The organism is Embleya sp. NPDC005971, assembly GCF_040629175.1.
Lineage (GTDB): Bacteria > Actinomycetota > Actinomycetes > Streptomycetales > Streptomycetaceae > Embleya.
On the sequence record NZ_JBEXUX010000005.1, the window covers coordinates 109,227 to 130,821 of the forward strand.

Annotated in this window: 21 protein-coding genes, 1 tRNA gene and 1 pseudogene; 8 read left to right on the plus strand and 15 right to left on the minus strand. The window is 71.0% G+C overall.

Annotated features, from left to right (window positions below; translation table 11 throughout):
* Positions 1-130: 130 nt before the first annotated feature.
* The 6 genes and pseudogenes from ABZ374_RS07225 to ABZ374_RS07250 all read right to left on the minus strand — a co-directional run bounded on the left by ABZ374_RS07225 (position 131) and on the right by ABZ374_RS07250 (position 4,647).
* Entirely contained in the window at positions 131-793 is a 663-nt protein-coding gene (locus ABZ374_RS07225; RefSeq protein WP_360307428.1) for an RICIN domain-containing protein, read from the minus strand.
* 204 nt (positions 794-997) lie between these two features.
* Positions 998-1,300 carry a co-chaperone GroES gene (locus ABZ374_RS07230; protein ID WP_052173837.1) on the minus strand — a complete coding sequence of 101 codons (303 nt, stop codon included), beginning with the start codon at positions 1,298-1,300 and terminating at the stop codon, positions 998-1,000.
* Positions 1,301-1,484: 184 nt separating this feature from the next.
* On the minus strand, positions 1,485-1,961 hold the full coding sequence (locus tag ABZ374_RS07235) for a DUF3618 domain-containing protein (RefSeq protein WP_360307431.1): 477 nt from the start codon (positions 1,959-1,961) through the stop codon (positions 1,485-1,487).
* Positions 1,962-2,070: 109 nt separating this feature from the next.
* The gene (locus ABZ374_RS07240; protein WP_360307434.1) at positions 2,071-2,847 is read right to left on the minus strand and encodes an ABC transporter ATP-binding protein; all 777 of its coding nucleotides are present in this window, start codon (positions 2,845-2,847) and stop codon (positions 2,071-2,073) included.
* Complete coding sequence (gene cbiQ / locus ABZ374_RS07245) at positions 2,844-3,605, minus strand: cobalt ECF transporter T component CbiQ (RefSeq protein WP_360307437.1); 762 nt, start codon at positions 3,603-3,605, stop codon at positions 2,844-2,846. Before cbiQ ends, ABZ374_RS07240 begins: the two co-directional genes overlap by 4 nt.
* 2 nt (positions 3,606-3,607) lie before the next feature.
* Positions 3,608-4,647: pseudogene (locus ABZ374_RS07250) on the minus strand (energy-coupling factor ABC transporter permease).
* Between the two features lie 242 nt (positions 4,648-4,889).
* Here ABZ374_RS07250 and bcp point away from each other — a divergent pair.
* The gene (bcp, locus tag ABZ374_RS07255) at positions 4,890-5,366 is read left to right on the plus strand and encodes a thioredoxin-dependent thiol peroxidase (RefSeq protein ID WP_360307440.1); all 477 of its coding nucleotides are present in this window, start codon (positions 4,890-4,892) and stop codon (positions 5,364-5,366) included.
* 162 nt (positions 5,367-5,528) lie between these two features.
* Positions 5,529-6,917 (plus strand): glycine betaine/L-proline transporter ProP, encoded by a 1,389-nt coding sequence (gene proP, locus ABZ374_RS07260; RefSeq protein WP_360307443.1) that lies wholly within the window; start codon positions 5,529-5,531, stop codon positions 6,915-6,917.
* A gap of 18 nt (positions 6,918-6,935) precedes the next feature.
* Here the strand turns inward: proP and ABZ374_RS07265 are convergent, their stop codons facing one another.
* The 3 genes from ABZ374_RS07265 to ABZ374_RS07275 form a co-directional block, all read right to left on the minus strand.
* Positions 6,936-8,615 (minus strand): amidohydrolase, encoded by a 1,680-nt coding sequence (locus ABZ374_RS07265; protein WP_360307446.1) that lies wholly within the window; start codon positions 8,613-8,615, stop codon positions 6,936-6,938.
* A 58-nt stretch (positions 8,616-8,673) separates the two neighbouring features.
* Entirely contained in the window at positions 8,674-10,017 is a 1,344-nt protein-coding gene (locus ABZ374_RS07270; RefSeq protein WP_360307788.1) for a cytosine permease, read from the minus strand.
* A gap of 249 nt (positions 10,018-10,266) precedes the next feature.
* Positions 10,267-10,404 carry a hypothetical protein gene (locus tag ABZ374_RS07275; RefSeq protein WP_360307449.1) on the minus strand — a complete coding sequence of 46 codons (138 nt, stop codon included), beginning with the start codon at positions 10,402-10,404 and terminating at the stop codon, positions 10,267-10,269.
* A gap of 34 nt (positions 10,405-10,438) precedes the next feature.
* Between ABZ374_RS07275 and ABZ374_RS07280 the strand changes: the two genes are divergently transcribed.
* The 3 genes from ABZ374_RS07280 to ABZ374_RS07290 all read left to right on the plus strand — a co-directional run bounded on the left by ABZ374_RS07280 (position 10,439) and on the right by ABZ374_RS07290 (position 11,917).
* Positions 10,439-10,987, plus strand: a complete 549-nt coding sequence (locus ABZ374_RS07280) for a TetR/AcrR family transcriptional regulator (RefSeq protein ID WP_360307451.1) — start codon at positions 10,439-10,441, stop codon at positions 10,985-10,987.
* Between the two features lie 179 nt (positions 10,988-11,166).
* Positions 11,167-11,250 (plus strand) — tRNA-Leu (locus tag ABZ374_RS07285).
* 97 nt (positions 11,251-11,347) lie between these two features.
* Positions 11,348-11,917, plus strand: coding sequence for a hypothetical protein (locus tag ABZ374_RS07290; protein ID WP_360307454.1), 570 nt, complete (start codon positions 11,348-11,350; stop codon positions 11,915-11,917).
* A 61-nt stretch (positions 11,918-11,978) separates the two neighbouring features.
* On the opposite strand, the gene gndA is transcribed toward ABZ374_RS07290, so the two are convergent.
* Positions 11,979-13,415, minus strand: coding sequence for an NADP-dependent phosphogluconate dehydrogenase (gene gndA, locus ABZ374_RS07295; protein WP_360307791.1), 1,437 nt, complete (start codon positions 13,413-13,415; stop codon positions 11,979-11,981).
* Positions 13,416-13,658: 243 nt separating this feature from the next.
* Between gndA and ABZ374_RS07300 the strand changes: the two genes are divergently transcribed.
* Complete coding sequence (locus ABZ374_RS07300) at positions 13,659-14,888, plus strand: MFS transporter (protein ID WP_360307457.1); 1,230 nt, start codon at positions 13,659-13,661, stop codon at positions 14,886-14,888.
* A 138-nt stretch (positions 14,889-15,026) separates the two neighbouring features.
* Positions 15,027-15,680, plus strand: a complete 654-nt coding sequence (locus ABZ374_RS07305; RefSeq protein ID WP_360307460.1) for a hypothetical protein — start codon at positions 15,027-15,029, stop codon at positions 15,678-15,680.
* A gap of 43 nt (positions 15,681-15,723) precedes the next feature.
* Here ABZ374_RS07305 and ABZ374_RS07310 read toward each other — a convergent pair whose 3' ends face one another.
* Complete coding sequence (locus tag ABZ374_RS07310; protein ID WP_360307463.1) at positions 15,724-16,356, minus strand: helix-turn-helix domain-containing protein; 633 nt, start codon at positions 16,354-16,356, stop codon at positions 15,724-15,726.
* A gap of 43 nt (positions 16,357-16,399) precedes the next feature.
* Between ABZ374_RS07310 and ABZ374_RS07315 the strand changes: the two genes are divergently transcribed.
* Complete coding sequence (locus ABZ374_RS07315; protein ID WP_360307466.1) at positions 16,400-16,726, plus strand: rhodanese-like domain-containing protein; 327 nt, start codon at positions 16,400-16,402, stop codon at positions 16,724-16,726.
* 73 nt (positions 16,727-16,799) lie between these two features.
* Here the strand turns inward: ABZ374_RS07315 and ABZ374_RS07320 are convergent, their stop codons facing one another.
* The 4 genes from ABZ374_RS07320 to ABZ374_RS07335 all read right to left on the minus strand — a co-directional run bounded on the left by ABZ374_RS07320 (position 16,800) and on the right by ABZ374_RS07335 (position 21,457).
* Positions 16,800-17,261 carry a hypothetical protein gene (locus ABZ374_RS07320; protein WP_360307469.1) on the minus strand — a complete coding sequence of 154 codons (462 nt, stop codon included), beginning with the start codon at positions 17,259-17,261 and terminating at the stop codon, positions 16,800-16,802.
* Between the two features lie 113 nt (positions 17,262-17,374).
* Complete coding sequence (locus ABZ374_RS07325; protein WP_360307471.1) at positions 17,375-17,815, minus strand: DUF6325 family protein; 441 nt, start codon at positions 17,813-17,815, stop codon at positions 17,375-17,377.
* Between the two features lie 212 nt (positions 17,816-18,027).
* Positions 18,028-20,646 carry a serine/threonine-protein kinase gene (locus ABZ374_RS07330; protein ID WP_360307474.1) on the minus strand — a complete coding sequence of 873 codons (2,619 nt, stop codon included), beginning with the start codon at positions 20,644-20,646 and terminating at the stop codon, positions 18,028-18,030.
* A 64-nt stretch (positions 20,647-20,710) separates the two neighbouring features.
* On the minus strand, positions 20,711-21,457 hold the full coding sequence (locus tag ABZ374_RS07335; protein ID WP_360307477.1) for a hypothetical protein: 747 nt from the start codon (positions 21,455-21,457) through the stop codon (positions 20,711-20,713).
* Between the last annotated feature and the right edge of the window lie 138 nt (positions 21,458-21,595).

Here is a 21,595-nt window from a genome sequence, read left to right on the forward strand (position 1 = left end):
ATCGCTCTGAGGTGCAACCGCAGGGCGGCGCGCGCTGTTCCGGGCGGCGGGCGTGCAGGGGGTCACACCCGGTGGGGGAGCACATCCGCCGCGGGGCCGGGCGGGCCCGGCCGGTTCGCCCGACGCCCGCTCACGCGCCGGCGGCTCGCCACACCGCGCCCGAGCCGGCCGGCACCAGGCCCAGCCCCTGCAGGCCCTTGTTCTGCTCGCCCAGCCCGAGCGCCGAGCCGTTGCGGGCCAGCAGGACCACACCGGAGCCGTCGGCCTGCGGCTTCCACAACTGGTTGTCGCCGCGTCCGCAGTCGTCCTGGTACGCCCGCGAGTCCCGGCCGCCCGACACCTCCAGGCACTTGCGCGAGAGCGCCGACTCCAGCCGGACGAAGCCGCCGCCCGCGTCGCGCACCACCCACTGCTGGTTCGCCTTGCCCGCTCCGGCCGGATACGCGATCACCGCGGCCCGGTCCCGGTCGCTGGCCCCGCTCACGTCCATCGCCCGGCCGTCCCCGAGGGTCAGCACGTAGCGGGCGCCCACGGTCAGCGGCGACTTGGGCGGCGCGGTCCTGGACGGTGACGGGGACGTCGAGGTGGGCGCGGCGGTGGTCGGCGGCGTACTGACCTGTGCACCGACCACGGTGGTGGGGGACGGGCTGCTCGCACCGGGCGACGTCGCCGCGGCGGCGGACTTGCCACCACCGCCACCGCCACCACCGAACACCCCGACCAGGCCGCCGCCCAGGAAACCCACCAGCGCGACCGCGCACAGCGCCGCCATCCAGATCCGACGTCGCGGCATCTGTCCCTCTCCTCTTGGCCGGCTCTTCGTGCGGATCGGGTCATCCTGGCAGAAGAGTTCACCCGCAGGAGTGAGCCGGCTCACCCGATTCGGTCCATCCCGGCGGCCCGATCCACCGCGCGCATACGAAGCCGCCGGGTGGTGAAGGGCTCACCACCCGGCGTTCGACGGCTGTTCTGGGATCTCTCGGCGGACGGTCCGCGGTCAGAGGTAGAGGCCGGTGGCCTCGCCGGAAACCTCGATGCGTTCGGCGGCGACCGCGTGCAGATCGCGCTCGCGGAGCAGGACGTACGGAACACCGCGCACCTCGACCTCGGCGCGCTCCTCGGGGTCGTACAGGACACGATCGCCCGGTTCGACGGTGCGGACGTTCTGGCCGACCGCGACCACCTCCGCCCACGCCAGCCGCTTGCCGACCTGCGCGGTCGCGGGAATGAGGATGCCACCGCCGGAACGACGCTCGCCCTCCGCCGCGTCCTGGCGGACCAGCACGCGGTCGTGCAGCATGCGGATGGGCAGTTTCTCGCCGAGATCGTGGGCGTTTTTGCTCGAAGACTGGGACCTGTCGGAACTCACGCTTCGACAAGCTACCCGTCCGACGCGGAACGTGCGTCACCGGGAGGTGTGATGTCCCGATCCGATTCCGCCTCGGCCGGGCCCGGCGAGGTCGGCCCGGCGTCGGTGCGGGACCTCAGCGCTTCTTGCCGGCCTTGCCGTTCTTGTCGCCCTTGCCGCGGCTCTTGACCAGTACGACCAGCAGGAGCAGCCCCGCCACCCCGCCCACCAGCGGCACGATCCGCTCGGTGCGCGGTGCGCCCGTGTCGCTGTCGATGAACTGCGCCCGGACCTTGTCCTTCGCGCGCGCCGCGACGTTGGCCGGCTTCACCCGATCGACGATCTCGTCCAGCGTCACCGCCAGATTGGCCCGGGCGGCCTCGATGTCCCGCTCGATCTGCTGCGGCGAGCGCCGGTCCGGCTGGTCGCCGGTCGACGGCTTGTCGACGGCCTCCCCGGCCTTGTGCCCGGCGTTCGAACCGTCGGCCTTGTGCGCACCGTTCACCGACTCCACCCGACTCCGCTCAGCGTGTGCCGTCACCGGACGGCCCAACGCCGCCCGGCCTTGCCGCTCCAACTCCGCCGGAGACAGTTCCCGCCCGTGGTCGCTCACAACCCGTCCTCTCCGGCCCCTGCGCTCGTGTGTTCCCCAAGTCTGTCAGGTGCAGCCCCGCACCCGTGTCAACCGGGTGGCGTGGCGCGGGCGGGCGGGGTCGAGCCGGTCAGGCCGGGACCGACGACGGGTCGAAACCGTACGGCAGTTCCAGCCGGTGGGCGGCCATCAGGTCGCGATCCAGGAGCAGCTCGCGGGTGGTCCCGTCGGCGACCACGACGCCGCCGGCCAGCACCAGCGCGCGCGGACACAGCTCCAACGCGTAGGGCAGGTCGTGGGTCACCATCAACACGGTGACGTCGAGCGAACGCAGTACCTCGGCCAACTCGCGCCGGCTCGCCGGGTCCAGGTTCGAGGAGGGCTCGTCCAGGACCAGGATCTCCGGCTCCATCGCGAGCACCGTGGCCACCGCGACCCGGCGGCGCTGGCCGTAGCTGAGGTGGTGCGGCGGGCGATCGGCGAAGCCGGCCATGCCCACCCGGGCCAGGGCGTGTTGTACGCGTTCCTCCAGCGCGGCGCCGCGCAGGCCCAGGTTGGCCGGGCCGAACGCGACGTCCTCGCGGACCGTGGGCATGAACAGTTGGTCGTCCGGGTCCTGGAAGACGATGCCGACCCGGCGACGGATCTCGCGCAGGTGCTCCTTGGCCACCGGCAGCCCGGCCACCTCGACGGTGCCGGCGCCCGCGGTCAGGATGCCGTTGAGGTGCAGCACCAGGGTGGTCTTGCCGGCGCCGTTGGGGCCGAGCAGGGCGACCCGTTCGCCCCGGGCGATGGTCAGGTCGACGCCGTACAGCGCCTGATGGCCGTCGGGGTAGGCGTAGGCGAGGCCGCGGACGGCCAGCGAGGGGGCGGCGGTCGGTTCGCTCACGTGAGGTACTCCGTTCATAGGGTCCGCGCACCCGCCCAGACCACGAGCGCCGCCGCCGGCAGCGCCGCAGCGGCGGCCCAGTGCGCACCGCTCGCCCGAGTGTCCAGGATTACCGGCATGGTCCCGGTGTAGCCCCGGCTGAGCATGGCCAGGTGCACCCGCTCGCCGCGTTCGTAGGAGCGGATGAACAGCGCGCCGGCGGACTTGGCCACCGCCGGGGTCTGCCGCAGGTCGCGCGCGACGAAGCCGCGGGACTCGCGGGCGATCCGCATCCGGCCCATCTCGGCGGTGATCACCGCGCCGTAACGCAGCATGAACGACATGATCTGGACCAGCAGCGGCGGCATCCGCAACTTCTGCAGGCCCAGCAGCAGGTCGCGCAGTTCGGTGGTGGCCGCGAGCAGGACTCCGGCGATCACGCCCAGGGTGCCCTTGGCCATGATGTTCCAGGCGCCGAGCAGGCCGTCCCGGCTGACCGACAGGCCCAGCACCTCGACGCTCGGCCCGTTCGCCACGAACGGCAACAGCAGCGCGAAGCCCACGAACGGCAGCTCGACGAGCATGCGCCGCAGCAGGAAGCCGGCCGGCACCCGGGCGAGCGCGGCGACGGCGGCGAGCAGCACGGCATACCCGCCGAACGCCCAGTAGACCTCGCGCGGTGTGGACACGGTGACCAGCACGAAGGCGACCAGCGAGAGCAGTTTGCAGTGCGGGGGCAGTCGATGGAGCGGCGAGTCGCCGGGTCGGTACAGCCGATGGCCGTGTCCTGCGGACATGATCAGGCGCCGTCGCCCGCGCCGGAGTCGGCGGTGCGGGCACCCGCCGGGTCGGTGCCGGTGGAACGCTTGCGGACCAGCCGGAAGACGCCGGTGCCGACGAGCAGGGTGGCACCCACGCCGATCACGCCGGCCAGACCGCCGGAGAGCCGCTCGTTGTGCACGCCCTTGACGGTGTAGTCGGCCAGCGGGCCGTCCTTCATCTGGTGTTCCTGCTCCTTGGCGTCGATGCCCTTGTCCGCGGACACCTTCTCCAGGCCGTCCGGGCTTTGGCTCGCGTAATAGCTCACGAAACCGGCCAGCACGAGGGCGAGCAACGCGCCCGCGATCAGCAGGGTGCGAGTACGGACGCGGGTCATCGGGATCCCCCTGCCGAGCGCAGTTCGAGCGGGCGCGCGAGGCCGCGAGCGCCGTGGACGAGGTCGGGCCGGACCGCGAGCACGCTGGAGACGGTGGCCGCGGTGATGATCGCCTCGCCGATGCCGATCAGCACGTGCACGCCGATCATCGCGCCGGCCACCTTGCCGATCGACACGTCGGTGGTCCCGCCGATCGCGTAGAAAACGGTGAACACGCAGGCCGCCGCGGGCACCGAGACGAGCGCGCCGACGAACGCGGCGATCGGCACCGACGAGTGCCGGGCCGGCAGCAGGCCCAGCACGAGGCGGAACAGCCCGTAGCCGACCACGACGGTCACGATGCCCATGATGGTGATGTTCAGGCCCAGCGCCGTCAGGCCGCCGTCGGCGAAGAACAGACCCTGCATCAGCAGCACCACCGCCACGCACAACACGCCGGTGTACGGGCCGACCAGGATCGCGGCCAGGGTGCCGCCCAGCAGATGGCCACTGGTGCCGCCGGCCACGGGGAAGTTGAGCATCTGGACCGCGAAGACGAAGGCCGCGACCAGGCCGGCCAGCGGCGCGGTGCGCTCGTCCAGCTCCCGGCGCGCGCCGCGCAGGCCGACGGCGATCCCGGCGACGGCGACGACTCCGGCCCCCGCGGATACCGGGCCGTCGATGAACCCGTTGGGTATGTGCATGTGACGCCTCCCGAAATGCCGGATTCGGCTGTGGGATTTTATGGCTTGTGGCCGCAACTGCAAAAGGCTCGCAATTGGGTGATCGAGGCAACAACGGCGCACGGGGGGCGTTCTTTGCCCGGCTTTGACGAACGACGCCCCTGCGGAACGCGCGACCGCGCCGCGGCGCTCGGGAGCCGAATCGGTCGGACGGCAGCGCTAGCGTGGCGGCATACGTTGCCGAGCGATCCGAGGAGTTCTTCGTGAGCGACCGCCTCCAGGCGGGCGACACCGCCCCCGCCTTCACCCTGTCCGACGCCGACGGCAAGGACGTCTCGCTGTCCGACTACGCGGGCCGCAAGGTCATCGTGTACTTCTACCCGGCCGCACTGACCCCGGGCTGCACCAAGCAGGCGTGCGACTTCACCGACAACCTGGAGCTGCTCGCCGGCGCGGGCTACGACGTGGTCGGCATCTCGCCGGACAAGCCGGAGAAGCTCGGCAAGTTCCGGGAGAAGGAGAAGCTCACGGTGACGCTGGTCGCCGACCCGGACAAGAGCACGCTGGAGGCGTACGGCGCGTTCGGCGAGAAGACCATGTACGGCAAGACCGTCAAGGGCGTGATCCGCTCCACGTTCGTCGTCGACGAGAGCGGCCGGATCGAGCGGGCGCTCTACAACGTGCGCGCGACCGGTCACGTCGCCAAGCTGATCAAGGACCTCAAGCTCGACGCGGCCTGAGCTCGCTCGGACGCTCCGCTCGGAGCTCCGTAGAACGGCCCCGATTCGCCTGATCTTCGGGTGATTCGGGGCTTTTTGCGCGTAATCCTGTGTCGTGCCCCGTCTTGCGCGGCGGTCTGCCCCAACCTGGAGCGCGGGGCGACCGCAGGACGAGGGAGACAGGTGCGCGAGGAAGACATCACGGTCGTCGACACCAAGACGGTGGACACCGCGGTCCGGGCGACCATGCTCGGCAACGCCATGGAGTGGTACGACTTCGGCATCTACGCCTACATGGCGGTCACGATCGGGAAGGTGTTCTTTCCGTCCGGGAACGACACCGCGCAGACGTTGTCCTCGTTCGCGACGTTCGCCGCCGCGTTCCTGGTCCGACCGCTCGGCGGCTTCTTCTTCGGGCCGCTCGGCGACCGGATCGGGCGCAAGAAGGTGCTCGCGATCACCATGCTGATGATGGCGAGCGGCACATTGTGCATCGGGCTGATTCCGGGCTACGACACGATCGGCTTCCTGGCGCCGGTGTTGCTGATCCTGTTCCGGATGCTCCAGGGCTTCTCGGCCGGTGGCGAGTACGGCGGCGCGAGCACCTTCATCGCCGAGTACGCGCCGGACAAGCGGCGCGGGTTCTACGGCAGCTTCCTGGAGTTCGGCACGCTGATCGGCTACATCCTGGCGGCGAGCCTGGTCACCCTGTTGACCGCGGTGCTCAGCGAGCACGAGATGCGGTCGTGGGGTTGGCGCATCCCGTTCCTGGTGGCCGGTCCGATCGGGGTGATCGGGCTGTATCTGCGGTTGCGGCTGGAGGAGTCGCCGGCGTTCGCGAAGGTGCTGGAACGGTCGGCGGCGGGCGAGGGCGACGATGCCGGGAGCGGGTCGGAGACCCTGAGCGAGTTCAAGCGCATCTTCCTCGGCCAGCGGCGCGCGATGATCATCTGCATCGCGCTGGTCGCGGCGTACAACATCAACGACTACATGCTGTTGTCGTACATGCCGACCTATCTCTCCGACACCCTCGGCTACGACGAGACGCACGGTCTGTTGCAGATCGTCGTGGTGATGGTCGTGCTGCTCGCGGTGATCCACCCGCTGGGCGCGCTGACCGACCGGATCGGCCGTAGGCCGGTGATCATCGCCGGCTGCGTCGGCTTCATCGTGCTGCCGCTGCCGTGCTTCGTACTGCTCCAGACCGGCCGGCTGGTGCCGATTTTCATCGGCCTGCTGATCCTGGGCCTGGTCCTGGTCTGCTTCCTGGCCACCATGTCCGCCGCGTTGCCCGCCCTGTTCCCGACCGAGATCCGCTCCGGAGCGTTGTCCGTCTCGTTCAACATCTCGGTTTCGCTGTTCGGCGGCACCACCCCGTTCGTGAGCGAGGCGCTGGTCAGCGGGACGGGCAACGACTACATGCCGGCCTTCTACATGATGCTCGCGGCCGTCGTGGGCCTGGTCGCCGCGATCTCGATGACCGAGACCGCGCGCAAGCCGCTGATGGGCTCGCCCCCGGCGGTGGAAACGATCGAGGAGGCCCGCGAACTGGTGGCGGCGCAGCGACCGTAGGCGGCACGGCGGGGCCGGTCAGGCGGGGTGCACGGCTTCGGTGGTGCGCTCGGCTTCGGTGGTGTGCACGATCTCGCCGCCGACCGCGACGATCTCGCAGACCGTGCCCAAGATGTCGGCCGGGGCGATGGTCATGACGTCCCGGGAGAGCACGACGAAGTCGGCGAGCTTGCCGACGGTCAGCGAACCGCGCTCGTGCTCAAGGAAGTTGGCGTACGCCGAGCCCATCGTGTAGCCGCGCACCGCGGTCTCGACGTCGAGCGTCTCGGTCGGGATCCAGGACGGGCCGCCGGCCAGCGGCGCCCGGGTGAGCGCGGTGTACACGCCGACCATCGGGTCCATCTCGGCCACGTTCCAGTCGCTGGACAGCGCCAACACCGCGCCCGCCGCGTGCAGGCTCCGCATCGGCCACGCCTTGTGCCAGCGCTCCTCGCCGACGTTCTCCGCCCAGTCCCGACCCGGTCCGGCGATCTCCGGCGCGCAGTGCCTCGGCTGCATGCAGGCGACCACACCCAACTCGGCGAAGCGCGACACGTCCGCCGGGTCCAGGCATTCCACGTGCACGACCTGGTGCCGCGCGTCGCGTGCGCCGTTGACCGTACGGGCGTGCTCGACCGCGTCCAGGACGGTACGGATGCCCCGGTCGCCGGTGGCGTGCACGAAGCACTGGAAGCCGCGGCCGTCCAGCTCGGCCAGCAGGTCGGCGAACTCCTCGGCCGGGTAGAACGTCTCGCCCCGGTGGTGCGCACACCCGCGGTACGGCTCCAGGAGCGCGGCGGTGCGCGGCTCGACCACGTCGTCGATGTACAGCTTGAGCGGCCCCACCCGCAGCCGGTCGTCGGCGTACGTGCGGGCGGCCTCGGCGAACTCGTCCAGGTCGGCCGCGGTGGTGCCGCGCGGGTGGAACAGCGCCGCGACGACGCGCGAGCGCAGCCGGCCCTCGTGTCGGGCACGGGTGTACAGGGCCAGGTCGTCGAGCGAGTTCTGCGGCTCGACCACGGTGGTGATGCCGAACCGGATCGCGTCGTCCAGGCTCTTGGCCAGCCGGCCGTACTGCCGGTCGGCCGAGGCCCAGGGCAGACCCAGCTCGCGCAGCGCCCGGTGCCCGTCACGGGAGAGCCCGCGGACCGCGAAGTCCTTGACGAAGCCGGTCGGCTCGCCCGTCTCCGGGTCCTTGTCCACCCGGCCGAACGGCAGGATGTCGCTGTCCCGGGTGATCCCGAGCCGCTTGATCGCCGCGCTGTTGAGCCACGCGGTGTGCACGTCGTAGCTGAGCACGAAGGCCGGCACCGCGCCCGTGACCGGGTCCAGGTCGCTCGCCCGCGGCATCCGGCCGTCCGGGATCGCCGAGTAGTCGAACGCCTCGGCCTCGATCCACTCGGCGTCCGGGTTGGCCGCCAGCCAGGTGCCGATCCGCTCGTGGATGCCGGCCAGCGTGCGCACGCCCGCCAATTGCACGCACGCGTCGTCCGAGCCCAGCCGCACGTGGTTGTGCGCGTCGACGAAGCCGGGCAACACCCGCCGCCCGGCGCCGTCGAGTACGACGGTGTCCGGACCGATCCAGGCCGCGGCGTCGGCGTCCGCCCCCACCCAGGCGATCCGGCCCGCGCGCACCGCGAGTGCCTCGGCCTCGGGCAGGTCGGGGTCCACGGTGTGCAGGCGGGCGTTGCGCAGGACCAGATCGGCGGTGTGGGACACGGTGACTCCAGGGGGGTGGCGCGGAAACGTGGTGCGGGGTGGTTGGTTTCGGGGTCGGTCAGCGCTCGGCGAATTGCGGTTCGCGGCGGGCGAGCAGCCAGTACAGGCCGCCGGAGACGACCGCGCCCAGCAGGGTGAAGTCGCCGTCGAAGGTCTCCACCAGTGCGCCGGTCCACAGCGCGGACTCGGCGGTCAGGCAGGCGAAGACGATGCCGGCGGCGAGCGCGATCATCCCGGCGGGGTGGAAACCGCCGCGATACCGGTAGGCGCCGCCGCGCAGGTCGTGCAGGCCGTCGGCGTCGTAGCGGCAGCGGCGCATCAGCGTGTCCGCGATGAACACCCCGCCCCACGGCGCGAACACCACCACGAGCACGGACAGGAAGCTGGTCAGGTTGTCGGTGAAGTTGCCGTTGAACAGCGCCCACAACGAGCCGACCAGGATGCACGCGGTGCTGACCAGGATGCCCTTGGAGCGCGACCACGGGATGCCGAGCACCTGGAGGTTCAGGCTGGAGGAGTACAGGGTCAGGATCGAGTTGGTGATCGAGCCGCCCACCACGAGCAGCAGGAACAGCGCCTCGAACCAGTTCGGCACCAGGTCGGCGACACCGGCCACCGGGTCGGTCATGTCCGCCTGGGTGGCGGCGGCCACGCCGACCACGCCGAGCAGCACCGAGGAGAGCATCCCGCCGGCCGCGCCCCACAGGGTGATCGAGCGCAGCGAGGTGTCCCGGGGCAGATAACGGGTGTAGTCCGAGGGCATCGGCAGGTAGGAGATCGGGCCGGCGACCAGGACGAGCACGGCGAGCGAGATCGCGTGGAAGCTGTTCGAGGTCTCCGGCGCGGCTCCGGTCTCCAGGCCCGGGACCACGAACAGGATCAGCAGGCCGAAGCCGATGCCCAGCACGTAGGCCATCCAGCGTTCGGCGGCCTGCACGGTGGCGTGCCCCCACATCGCCACGGCGAAGGTGAGCGAGAGGGTGATCGCGAGCGCGACCACCCGGGCGAGGTCGCCGCCGGCCCAGCCGAGCTTGGCGAACAGCCCTTCGAGCGCGAAGGTGCCGACCACGGTGTTGAGGATGGTGTATCCGATGCCGACCACCCAGTTCAGCAGGCCGGCCGGGAAGTTGCCGTGTACGCCGAACGCGGCGCGCGAGATCACCAGCGTCGCGGTGCCGGTGCGGACCCCGGCCAGGCCGAGCGCACCGACCGCGAAGAAGGACAGACCGGTGACCACCACCACGGCGATGGCGGCCCAGAAGGAGAGGCCGAACATCACCGCGAGGGTGCCGTTGATGACGAACGTGAACGACAGGTTCGAGCCGAACCAGAGCCAGAAGACGTCCTTGGCGCTGCCGTGTCGTTCGTCGTCCGGGATCGGGTCGATCCCGCGGGTCTCCACCTGGAAGAGCTCGTCGGAGGCGACCCCCCGGCCGACGCCGGGCGGGTCGGCGGCGGGGGTGGTGCGCGGGGCGGCGGATGCGTCGCCGCTTGCCGCGCCGCTCGTGGAGTCCGTGCGGGGCAGGGTCACCGGACCTCCTCCTCATGGTGTGCGGTGTGGCCTTCGTGGGCGTTCGGGCCGAACCGGAAGCTTGAATGGCATTCAAGAACTTTGAACGCCACTCAAGGTGCGCTGCGAGCAAGGAAGGTGTCAAGAGTTCGTGGCGAACCCGACCAGAATTTGACCGTCGTTCAAGGTCGGCGTGGCCGGCGGGATAGGGTCGAGCCCTTGCGCGAGCGGGTCGTGGGTCGGCCGCGCGATCGAAAGGCGGGTGTCGGTGGTGGCCACGCGGCGGAGCGACGGTCGGATCGCCCAGGATCGGATGCTCGAGGAGGCCATAACGGCGATCGCCGAGCACGGCCTGGCCAAGCTGACCATGTCCGGTCTCGCGGAGCGCCTGGGCACCAGCGGCGGGCACATCCTGTACTACTTCGGCAGCAAGGATCGGTTGTTGCTGGCCGCGCTGCGCTGGAGTGAGGAGCGGTTGGGCGAGGAGCGGGCCCGGCTGCTCGCGCGCCGGGTCGCGGCCGATCGCAAGCTCGACCTGTTCCTGGGCCTGTACCTGCCGGTCGGCCCGCGCGATCCGCGCTGGATGTTGTGGCTGGAGCTGTGGGCCAGGACGGCCGGCAACGTGGAACTGCGGGTCGCGCAGGACGAGATCGACCTCGGCTGGCACGCCGACCTGGTCACCGTCCTGACCCGGGGTGCGGAGCGTCAGGTATTGCTGATCGACGATCCGGACGCGGTCGCCTCGGAGTTGCTCGCGCTGTTGGAGGGGCTGAGTACGCGCACGGTGCTCGGACTGGGCGGGACGACTCGGGAGAGCGCGTTGGCGCTGGCGCGGCGGGCGACCGGGCGGCTGATCCGCTGAGGGACGGGCGTCGCGGGCCACCGCGGGGGCGGCTCGGGAACGGCTTCGAGGTCGACTCGACGTCGGCTCGGGCTCGGCCGGATGGTTGGTCGTGGGGGGATATATGCCGGCCGGTCGATCCGGTGGGCACTAGCATGAGGCGTGGTCGACCTCGGGGCGTTGTCGCGCAGGTCGGTCGCGCGGCCGTGGCGCAATTGGTTGACGCAGCAGGTTTAGGTCCTGCCGTCCGAGAGGATATGAGGGTTCGAGTCCCTTCGGCCGCACAAGTGGTGGTTTTCCGGTGATTGTCGGCCGGTCTTGTGCTGGCGGGTTCGACCCCGCGCACGCTAGCTTGCGGCATGTCGTCCCTGGGGAGGCGCCATGCACTGCGAGTACTGTCCGAAGGTTTCCGGCGGCCGGGTGCAGACACCGCCCGCCGAGATGATCGTGCCGAAGATCGCCGGTGACTGGGTGGGGTGGGTGCGGGCCGCCGAGGGGCGGGTCGAGACGCTCGGGCGGGCGGTGCCGGCCAAGCCCGACGCGGACTGTGTGATGAGCTTCGGCCGGCGGATTTTCGAGGGCTCGCCCAAGCGCGGGCTGCACGCCGAGATGGATTGCCTCCAGCAGGCCCGGATGCACGGACTGCCTTTGGAATCGGGCGAGTTCACGGATACCGCGATGGAGGTCGGCGGGGGCTGCTGTCTGCTCTGCGCCACCGGGCTGGCCGCGGTGGGCATCCGGCGGGTGCCGGCCGTGGACCCCGATCCGAACGTGTGCGTGAGCTGGCACGCGCCGGCGTTCCTGTTCGAGGATCCGCTGTTGTGCGTGGGGCTGATGGGTGAGCGGGCGGCGCATCTGTGGCTGCGGCACCTGACGCCGCCGGTGCGTCGACAGTTGCGCGGGTCGTTGACGGGCGCGATGACGCGGCTGCTGGCGGGGCGCTGGGAGTGAGGTGATCCGGACCGGCAGCGGCCGTGTGGTGGCCGCTGCCGGTGGCCGGCTCCGCCCTCGATCAGACCGAGTGCTCGGTGCGGTCGCCGGACCACTCGGTGTGGAAGGAACCCTCGCGGTCCACCCGGCGGTAGGTGTGCGCACCGAAGTAGTCCCGCTGCCCCTGGATCAGCGCGGCCGGCAGGCGGGGCGAGCGCAGGCCGTCGTAGTAGGACAGCGCGGCGGCGAAGCCCGGGGTGGGGATGCCCAGTTCGGCGGCGGTGACGACCACCCGACGCCAGGCGTCCTGGGCGCCGGCGATCGCGTTTCGGAAGTAGTCGGCGGTCAGCAGCGAGTCGGGCTTGCGGTCGGCCTCGTACGCCTCCCGGATGCGATTCAGGAAGCGGGCCCGGATGATGCAGCCGCCACGCCAGATCTCGGCGACCTTACCGGGATCGATCGACCAGTCGTATTCGGCACTGCCTGCCTCGATCTGATGGATGCCCTGCGCGTACGCCACGATCTTGGACGCGTACAGCGCCTGCTCGACATCGTCGGCGAAGCGGTCGGCCGCGTCCGCGTCGAGCGTGGTGCGGGTCGGACCGGGCAACTCCCGGGCCGCCGCGCGCAGGTCGGCGTGTCCGGACAACGACCGGGCGAACACCGCCTCGGCGATACCGCTGACCGGAACACCGAGGTCCAGCGCGGTCTGCACGGTCCATCGGCCGGTGCCCTTCTGCTCGGCCCGGTCCTGGACCACGTCGACGAACGCCCGGCCGGTGGCCGCGTCGGTGTGCGCGAGTACCTCGGCGGTGATCTCGATCAGGTAGGACTCCAGTCGGCCGGAGTTCCAGGTCCGGAACACCTCGGCGATCCGGGCGGGTTGCCACCCCAGCGCGCGATCGAGCAGGTCGTACGCCTCGGCGATCAGCTGCATGTCGGCGTACTCGATGCCGTTGTGCACCATCTTGACGAAGTGACCGGCGCCGTCCGGGCCCATGTGCGCGCAACACGGCACACCGTCGACCTTCGCGGCGATGTCCTCCAGGATCGGGCCGAGCGCGGCATACGACTCGGGGGAGCCGCCCGGCATGATGCTCGGGCCGAGCAGCGCGCCCTCCTCGCCGCCGGAGATCCCGGAGCCGACGAAGTGGATCCCGCGCTCGCGCAGCGCGGCCTCGCGCCGGCGGGTGTCGGCGAAGTGCGCGTTGCCGCCGTCGACGATCATGTCGCCGGGTTCGAGCAGCGCGGCGAACTCGTCGATCACCGCGTCGGTGGGCGCACCGGCCTTGACCATGATCACCAGCCGCCGAGGCGGCTCCAGTAGTGCGACGAACTCCTCGGCGGTGTCGGCGGGCAGGAAGGTGCCCTCGTCGCCGAACTCGTCGACCAACGCCCGGGTCTTGGCCGAGGTCCGGTTGTGCACGGCGACGGTGTGCCCGTGCCGCGCGAAGTTGCGGGCCAGGTTGCGCCCCATCACAGCCAGGCCGGTCACACCGATACGGGCTCGCTCCGCCATGTTGGTCAACTCCTGCTGTTCGTGCGGGTGGATCACCTTGATCACTGCGACAACATCGTCCGCGTCCGCGGTTAATCCCCACCGGCAACACGCCGGCCGGCTCGACCGCGTGGCTGCACGTGGCGCATCACGATCAGCGGAGCGGTCGCGGCGGGTGGCCCCGCGGCCGGCCCCCCGAATCCCGAGGCGGTCGGGGGCATCTCGCGGGTGCCGACCGGCCTTTGCGGCCGGCAGCATCGCGGGATGCGTCGGAATGCGAACGTCGTGCTCTCCGTGGTGGCCGCCGCCTACGGGTTGTCCTCGATGGGCGACCAGATGGCCATGGTCGTGTTGACCCTGCGATTACACGATCAAGGACGGTCCGGGGTGGTGATCTCGGCGTTGGTGATCGCGAGCGTGTTGCCGATCGTCGTGGTCGGGCCGTTGGCGGGTCCGTTGTCGGATCGGGCGGAGAGTGGTCGGCTGGTGGTGACGGTGACCGGGCTCCAGGCGGCGGTGGCGCTCGGGTTGGCGCTCACCACGGACGTCGTGGCCACCATCGTGCTGCTGGCACTGCTGGGCGCCGGTTTGGCGGTGGTCTCGCCGACGCTTCAGCTCCTGGTACCCGAGATCGTGGGCGACGCGGACACGACCCGAGGGTTCGCGCGCCTGGAGACGTTTCGCTCGGTCGGCAACGTGGCGGGGCCGGCCCTGGCCGGGGTGCTGGTCGCCGTGGTCGGTGATCGGGCCGTTCTGCTGGGCAACGCGGGGTCCTTCGCGGTGGTGGCCGCGGTGTTCGTCGTCCTGCGGATCCGCCGCGAGCCGGCCGCCGGCGACGCTCGACTCGGGTGGCTCGGCCAGGTGCGCCAGGGGGTCGGCGTGCTCGGCGGCGACCGGTTGTTGCGGGTGGCGATCCCGGCGCTGGCGACCGCGATCGTGTTCACCGCGATGCTGAACGTGGCGCGGGTCTTCTTCATCCGGGACGATCTGGGCGCCTCGGACGCGGGCTACGGGTGGCTGGTCACCGGCCACACCGTCGGCATGCTCCTCGCCGCCGCGTTCCTGGCCGCGCGCATCCCGTTGGCCTGGCAACCCCGGGTCCTGGCCGGGGCCGGGGCGATGATGGGCGGGGCCCTGTTCGTCAGCGCGACCGTACCGATCCTCGCCGTCTCCTTCGTCGCCTTCGTCCTGACGGGCGTGGCCAACACCCTCCAGAACCTGGCCATCCGCAACCTGATCCACGCCCGCGTTCCACGGGAAACCCGAGGCCGCGCGTTCGCCTCCTCCAGCGCGGCCCTCAACGCCGCGAACCTGACCGGCACGGCCCTGGGCGGCCCGACGGCAACCTCCCTCGGCGGCGCGGGCGCCCTGCAACTGGCGGGCGCCGGCACCCTGTTGGCCTCCCTGGCCGCCGCCCCGGTCCTGTTCCGCCGGCAACCGGCAAAGCCCACCACCCAACCGACCCCACCCGTGCCAAGGCCCGCCGGCGACTGACCCCGGATCCTCAGTCGAGCGTGTACTCGACGGACAACTCGCGACCGACACCGAGAACGTCCGTCGCATACTCGGTCGGGACGCCATGCGGAGAAATCCGGTTGTCCGAGGGTTGTGCGCACCGGTACCCATGTGGCCATGAAGTCATCGATTCGCCGTACCCGGCACGCGTTGCCGCGAGGTGAGGCCGAGGTCTGGGCGCCGGTCGCCGCGCGGTACGGGATACCGCCGTACGGCTGCAAGTACCTGTACACCGCCGGCGTGCTGCGCGAATACATCGCGTCGGCGGGCTTGTTGGTGACGCAGGGGCAGTACCTCGCCGCCGCGTCGCTGTCGCTCGACGGGGCCGAACTCGTCGGGCGATGCGTCTCGGAGCGCACCGAACAGGGCGTCACGCAGCGGTTGCGCAATGGGCTGAACCATCTGGAGAACCTGGAGACGGTCGCGGAGGGTGAGTCCGTTCCCGAGTCCGACGCCCTGGTCAAGCTGCGCGGTTTCACGGCCCACCCCAGCCTCGAACCGCCTGCGGGGTCGGAACTGCAGTTCTCCCACCGGACGTTCGAGTACCTTCTCGACCGCTTGGCGCTGGCCGTCGACCGCCTGTGGACGGACGCCGATGCGAGCGTCGTGCGCAAGTTCTCCGGCGCGAAGATCGCCCCGATGCGCACGGACGGGGAAAGCCGGTACGTCGAAAGTCTGCTCGCGCATCTCGACACGGGGGGCACGCCGGGCACGCGGATCCCATACGAGGAGAGTTGGCGGGTGCACTCCGCGACGGGGGTCGGTCGCTGACGCTGCGGATCGCCGGGAGCGGCCGCAGCGCCGGCGGGGCCCGTCAGCGATGCTCGGGGCGCGCTGCGGCCCGAGCCGACCGGATCGCACCCGCGCGGATTCGTTTCGGGCCCAGTTCCGGGAGCAGGGCGGTGACGTGTTCGGCTGCCAGGGGTGCCAGGAGTGTGTGGGCCGTGTGTTCCGGGTCGGGGGTCGTCGCGTCCAGCAGGATCGTCACGTGGCGGTGCCAGAAGCGGTACGCGCCGATGCGGTAGCGGGCGCCGGGGGAGGCGGTTTCCGACATGCGGATCAGGTCCAGGTGTTCCAGTAGGTAGTCGAGGTAGGCGTCGACGAACGCGGGGAGGCGTTCCGCCGCCGGGGCTCCCGGGCCCAGGGGTGGCGGGCCGTGCAGGATCGCCTCCTGCAAGACCCGCTCCCGGGCGTCCAGGAGCGCCGCGGCCAGGCCGGACTTGTCGCCGAAGCGGCGGAACAGCGTGCCCTTGCCGACTCCGGCCGCCGTTGCCACCTGGTCCATCGATACCGCTGCGACGCCGTGTTCGGCGAAGAGCCGTGCGGCGGCTTCCAGGACTGCGGCTCGGTTGCGGGCGGCGTCGGCGCGTTCCTTGGGGGGTGGGGTGCGGAGGAGGTCCAGGGGGATTGCAGAAGCGGACTGCGGTCCGTTAGCGTCTCTTGGCACAAGCGGACTATAGTCCGATTCTCTGTGAGGTGGAGGCACCGCCATGACCGCACTCATCACCCGGGACGAACTGCGCGCCGAGATCGCCGCCGGCACCGTGACCGTCGTCGACGCGCTCGGTGGGGAGTACTGGGCCAAGCAGCACCTGCCCGGCGCGCTCGCCCTGGTCCGGGACGAGGTCGACACCCTCGCCCCGACCCTCCTGCCCGACCGCGACGCGGCGATCGTCACGTACTGCTCGAACACCGCCTGCCCGAACAGCGGCCAAGTCGCCGACCGGCTGACGCGTCTGGGCTACACCAACATCCGCAAGTACGCCGAGGGCATCGAGGACTGGACCGCCGCGGGCCTCCCGACCGAATCGGCCTGATTCGGGCGGGGCGCGAAGAGGGAGGGCCGAGGCGAATCACCTCGGCCCTCCCTCGGTTCGATCCGACGTCGGCCTACTGCGGGGCGTCCGTCAGGTCGGTGATTCGGCCGCCGGCGAGGGGGACTTGGTACCAGACGTCGATGGTGGAGTCGCCGAAGTGTTCGGTGACGATCACCGTGGCGCTGCCTGCGCCGCTGCCTTCGTAGCGGACGTCGCGGCTCTGGGGGGTGTTCTGGGCGCGGAAGACGGGGTCGGCCCCGTGCTCCTCGGCCCACTGGTCCAGGCGGGCGTTGAGGTCGGGGGTGAGGAATTCGTTGCGGACCTCGGTCGGGTTCATGTTCGGGTTGGTGCCGTTGACGGCCGAGAGGTATTGGTCGTAGAAGGCGGTCACCTTCTCCACGACGCCGATCTGTCGGGTCTGGGTCACGCCGGGCGGGGAGCCCTCCGCGGCGAGTGCCGGAGCGGCGGCGCCGGCGGTGAGGAGGAGTCCGGCGGCCAGGGTGATGGCGGCCGTGCGGCGAATGTTGGTGGTCATGTCGACCTCCGCTTGCTTGGGGATGTGCCCTTGCATTGGTGGAGACGGCCAACCGATAGGGTGGGTTGCGATATTTTGCCCTACTTTGCCATTCGGGAATCGATTCGTTTTCTTCAGGTGCCGTCGGGTGTCCCGGCCAGCGCTTCCTCGGCGTCGTCCAGTACGGACTGCGGCAACCGGGTGTAGGAGAGCAACCGGCCGCCCGAATCGCGGATTCGGGTCGCCACCTCGCGGGCCCAGATGTTCTCCACGAACAGCACCACCACGAGCGAGTCGGGCGGCATGACCTGCCCGATCTGGTCGGCGTCCTCGTCCCCGGCCAGCCCCAACATCTCGCGCGCGGCCAACTCCGCCGCCATGTCGCGCAGCCCCTCGAACTCGCTGACCTCGTGGCTGCTCACCTCGCCCGCGATGTCCTTGACCACGATCATCGCGTCGATCAACCGCACGTCGCCGCGCTCCTCGACCGACTCGAACGCTTCCAGTACGGACGAGGTCAGCCGCTGGCCCGGAAAGCCCAACACGATGGCGTCGACAGGTCCCAACTCGGCCATGCTTCCTCGTCTCGGGGAGGGGGAGGGGAGGGAGGGGAAGGAATGTGCAGGGGATGTGCGGGGGCGGAGTGGGCGATCCGCCCACAACTTCGTTCCCGTTCCCGCTTCGCGCCCATTCATGTGTGGCCCGCCCGAGCCGGGCCGCGCGAGCCGCGCGACCGCCCGCCCGTCCGAGCGCCCACCCGGGCCGCCCGCCCGAGCCCCTTCCGGGCTCACCCCTCGTACGCGACCACCGATGCCTCCGGCTTCGGGGTGTCCGGGTGCTGCCATTGCCCTAGGTAGACGTTGCCCTTCGCCGACACCACCCGGGACGACACCGGCGCCGGCAGGACGACCTGCCAGGCCGGTTCGCCGGTCTTCTCCGTCAGCGCGAACAGGTGCGCGGCGTCGTCGCCACTCGCATTGCTCGACGTCGCGTCCATCGCGACGTATACCTTGCCGTCCGCCACGACCGGTGTCTCCAGCGCGCCGCAGGACGGCATTTCGCGCTTCCAGACGAGATTGCCGGTCTTCGCCTCCAGGGCGTGAACCGCGCCCTTGGCCACCGACGTGGCCGGCCCGTTCGTGGGCGGCGCGGTGCCCGAGGCGGTGGGCGGTACGCCGGCCTGCGCCTTGGAGGGGTGGCTCGCGACGTAGACGGTGTCGCCCACCCGGGTGATCCCGCTGACGTTGCGGGTCTCCATCTCGTACTTCCACACCTGTGCGCCGGTGAGCGGATCCACCGCCACCACACCCGACCGGGCCGTGTCGTCGGCCCCCTCGTAGACCAGGAACGCGGTGTCGCCGGCGAGCGTGAGACCGCCGGTGGCTCCGCCCTTGACCGGGATCGGGCCCCAGACCGCGGCGCCGGTGGTCGCGTCGCGGGCGTAGCGCTGCCAGGTGTACTGGCCGTTGCTCCGACCCGAGGTCACCAGCGCGAGCACCCGGTCGCCGGCCGGCACCACGTCGCGACCCCACGGGCAGTCCTTGAACGGGATCTCCCACTTGGGCGTACCGCTGCGGTCGTAGGCGCGGATCACCGCCGGGTTCGAGCTGTTCCGGGGCTCGGCGAACACATGGACCAGACCGTTGGCGAACACCGGCGTGGCCGGCAAACCGGTGTCCCTGGACATGTCCGCCTTCCACACCTCCCGGTGGGTGGTCGCGTCGATCGCGACGATCCGGCCGGGGCCGGTGGAGAACGAGTTCTCCTCGGCGACGCCCAGGTACAACAATTCGCCGTCCAGGGCCGCCGGCAGGTTGACCCAGCGGGCCGCGTACTCCAGGACCCAGCGTTGTTCGCCGTTGATCGGGTCGAACGCGTGCACGACGCAGGTCGAGGGCTGGGACGGCTCCGGGACCGATGCCGTGGTGTTCACCGTCCAGGAGACGACGAACACGTGCTTCTTCGTGGTCAGCGGCGCGGACACCGAACTGCCCGCGGTGGCTTTGCGCCAGACCTGTTTGCCGGACTCCGCGTCGATCGCGGTGACCTGGCCCTTGCCGCCGCCCACGCCTTCGGCGACGTGGTAGACGAGGTCGCCCTGCACGCTCAGTGCGCAACCGGCGGCGGCGCCGGCCGGATACGTCCACACCCGTTTGCCCGGATCCGCCTCGTCGCCCATCAACATCCAGCCGATGCCGCCACCCGCCGCGGCCACGGCGATGGCGCCGCCGCCGAACAGGAAGGTGCGGCGGGCCAACGCCCGCTTCCCGAGCGGCGGATCCGGGCTGCCGACGGTCGGCGGCAGGCTCGGCTGCGGCGGTGGCGCGCCAAGTCCGCCCGGCTCAACGGGCCCACCCGGCCCACCCGGCCCACCAAGCGCGCCCGATCCGCCCGTGCCGTTCGAACCGCCCGACGCCGGCCGGCTCGTCGCGGTGGATGCGCCGTCGTCCGTTCCGCCGACCGGGGTCCGAGCCGGCGGCTCCGGCATCTCGTTTGCCACCTCGACCGGCGCCGCCGGATCGTGCAGGTGGCGCCGCTCCAGCTCGGCCGCGAGCCCGGCCGGCAACCACGATGTGGTGGACGGCGGTTCGCCGCCGCCCAGACAACGCTCCAGCACGGCGATCGGCTCGGGTCGCCGGGTCGGCTCCTTGTCCAGGCACTCGGCGAGCAAGTTCCGGATGATGTCCGGTACTTCGTCCAGCGCCGGTTCGTCGCGCAGCACCCGCAACATCATCTGCAACCGCGGCACCGGCGGATCCCGATGGAACGGCCCGTGTCCGGTGGCCGCGTACACCAGTACCGAACCGAGCGAGAACACGTCGCTCGCCGGCCCGAGCGTGCGCCCGCCCGCCTGCTCCGGCGACATGAAGGCGGGCGATCCGACCACCCGTCCGGTTCCGGTCAGTCCCTGGCCGCCGTCGTCCACCGCACGGGAGATGCCGAAGTCGATCACCCGCAGCCGATCCCGGCCGAGCACGACGTTGGACGGCTTGAGGTCGCGATGGATCAGGCCCGCGCGGTGGATCGCCATCAACGCCTCGGCCAACTGAGCCCCCAGCACGCGCACCGCGCCCCAGGGCAGGGGACCGTACCGGGCGATCACCTCGGACAACGACAGCCCGGTCAGGTATTCGGTGGCCAGCCACGGCGGTTGCGCATCCGGGTCGGCCTCGGCGATCGGCGCGGTCCAGGCGCTGTCCACCCGCCGGGCGAGGTCTATCTCGCGCCGGAACCGGTCCCGGAAGCCGTGGTCGGTCGCGAACTCCGGACGCACGGTCTTGACCGCGACCCGAACCCCGCTCGGGGACGTGCCGAGGAAGACCTCGCCCATCCCGCCCTCACCCAGCCGGCCGCGCAGCCGATACGGCCCGAGCCGCGTCGGATCCCCGTCGCGCAGTGCTTCCATGACCACCGTTCCCCGTTCCGGTCGTTCAGGAGAGGCCACCTTAACCGCCGTCGGGGAACGGGAATCAGCTGCTTCCCCCTCGGAAATACTGTTGCCAGACCTGGGTTTGACGGGTCTCGGGATGATCGGGACCCAGTACCCGGGCGAAGTCGGCGACCAGCGGTCCGTACAGGGCCAGGGCCTCGCCACGATGGCCCGCGAGGCCGCGATTGACCGCGTGTCCCGCCCGGGCGACCAGCGATTCCAGGCAATCGGCGCCCAGGATCCGGATCGAGTCCAGGGCGAGCGCGCCGTACATCGCGGCGGCCCGGAGCGGGTCGCCGGATTCGCCGGTGAACCGGGCCTGGAAGCTGCGCGCGGTCAGGGTGCTCTCCGCCTCGGCGCCCAGCGCGTGCGTCATGTCCGCCGCGAGCTGGGTGAACAGCGCCACCGCGCGCGGTGGTTCGCCGCCCTCGCCGGTGAACCGGGCGTGACACAGCCGCATGTCCAGGGTGACCCAGTCGCCGGGGCCCAGGTGTTGCGCGGCGACCGGGATCAGGCCGGCCAACAATTGGGCGGCGCGCCGGGGATCGCCGTCCAGACCGACGAAGTGCGTATAGGCCCGGCGGATGTTGAGCGTGTCGCGGTCGGTGCTGCCGAGCACCCGACTCGCGACCTCGCCGAGCTGGTGGTAGAGCCGGACGGCCGCCGCGGGATCCTCGCGCATCCCCCACTCCCAGACCGCGCCCACCTGTTCGTTGATGCGGGCCCGCGAGGGATACGGCTCTTCGAGCGGACGAGGGGGCCGCACGATGCGGAAAGGCGAATCCATGCTCACCTCCGAAGATGTCGCATCCGAGTGTGCGACCTGTCCCCGGTCCACCGGTAGAGGTCCGTGCCGGTGCGTCCGTGTCCGTCCCCGACCGGCCGCGGTTCGTGGAATTCGGGTATTCGTACATCAGTTCGAGTT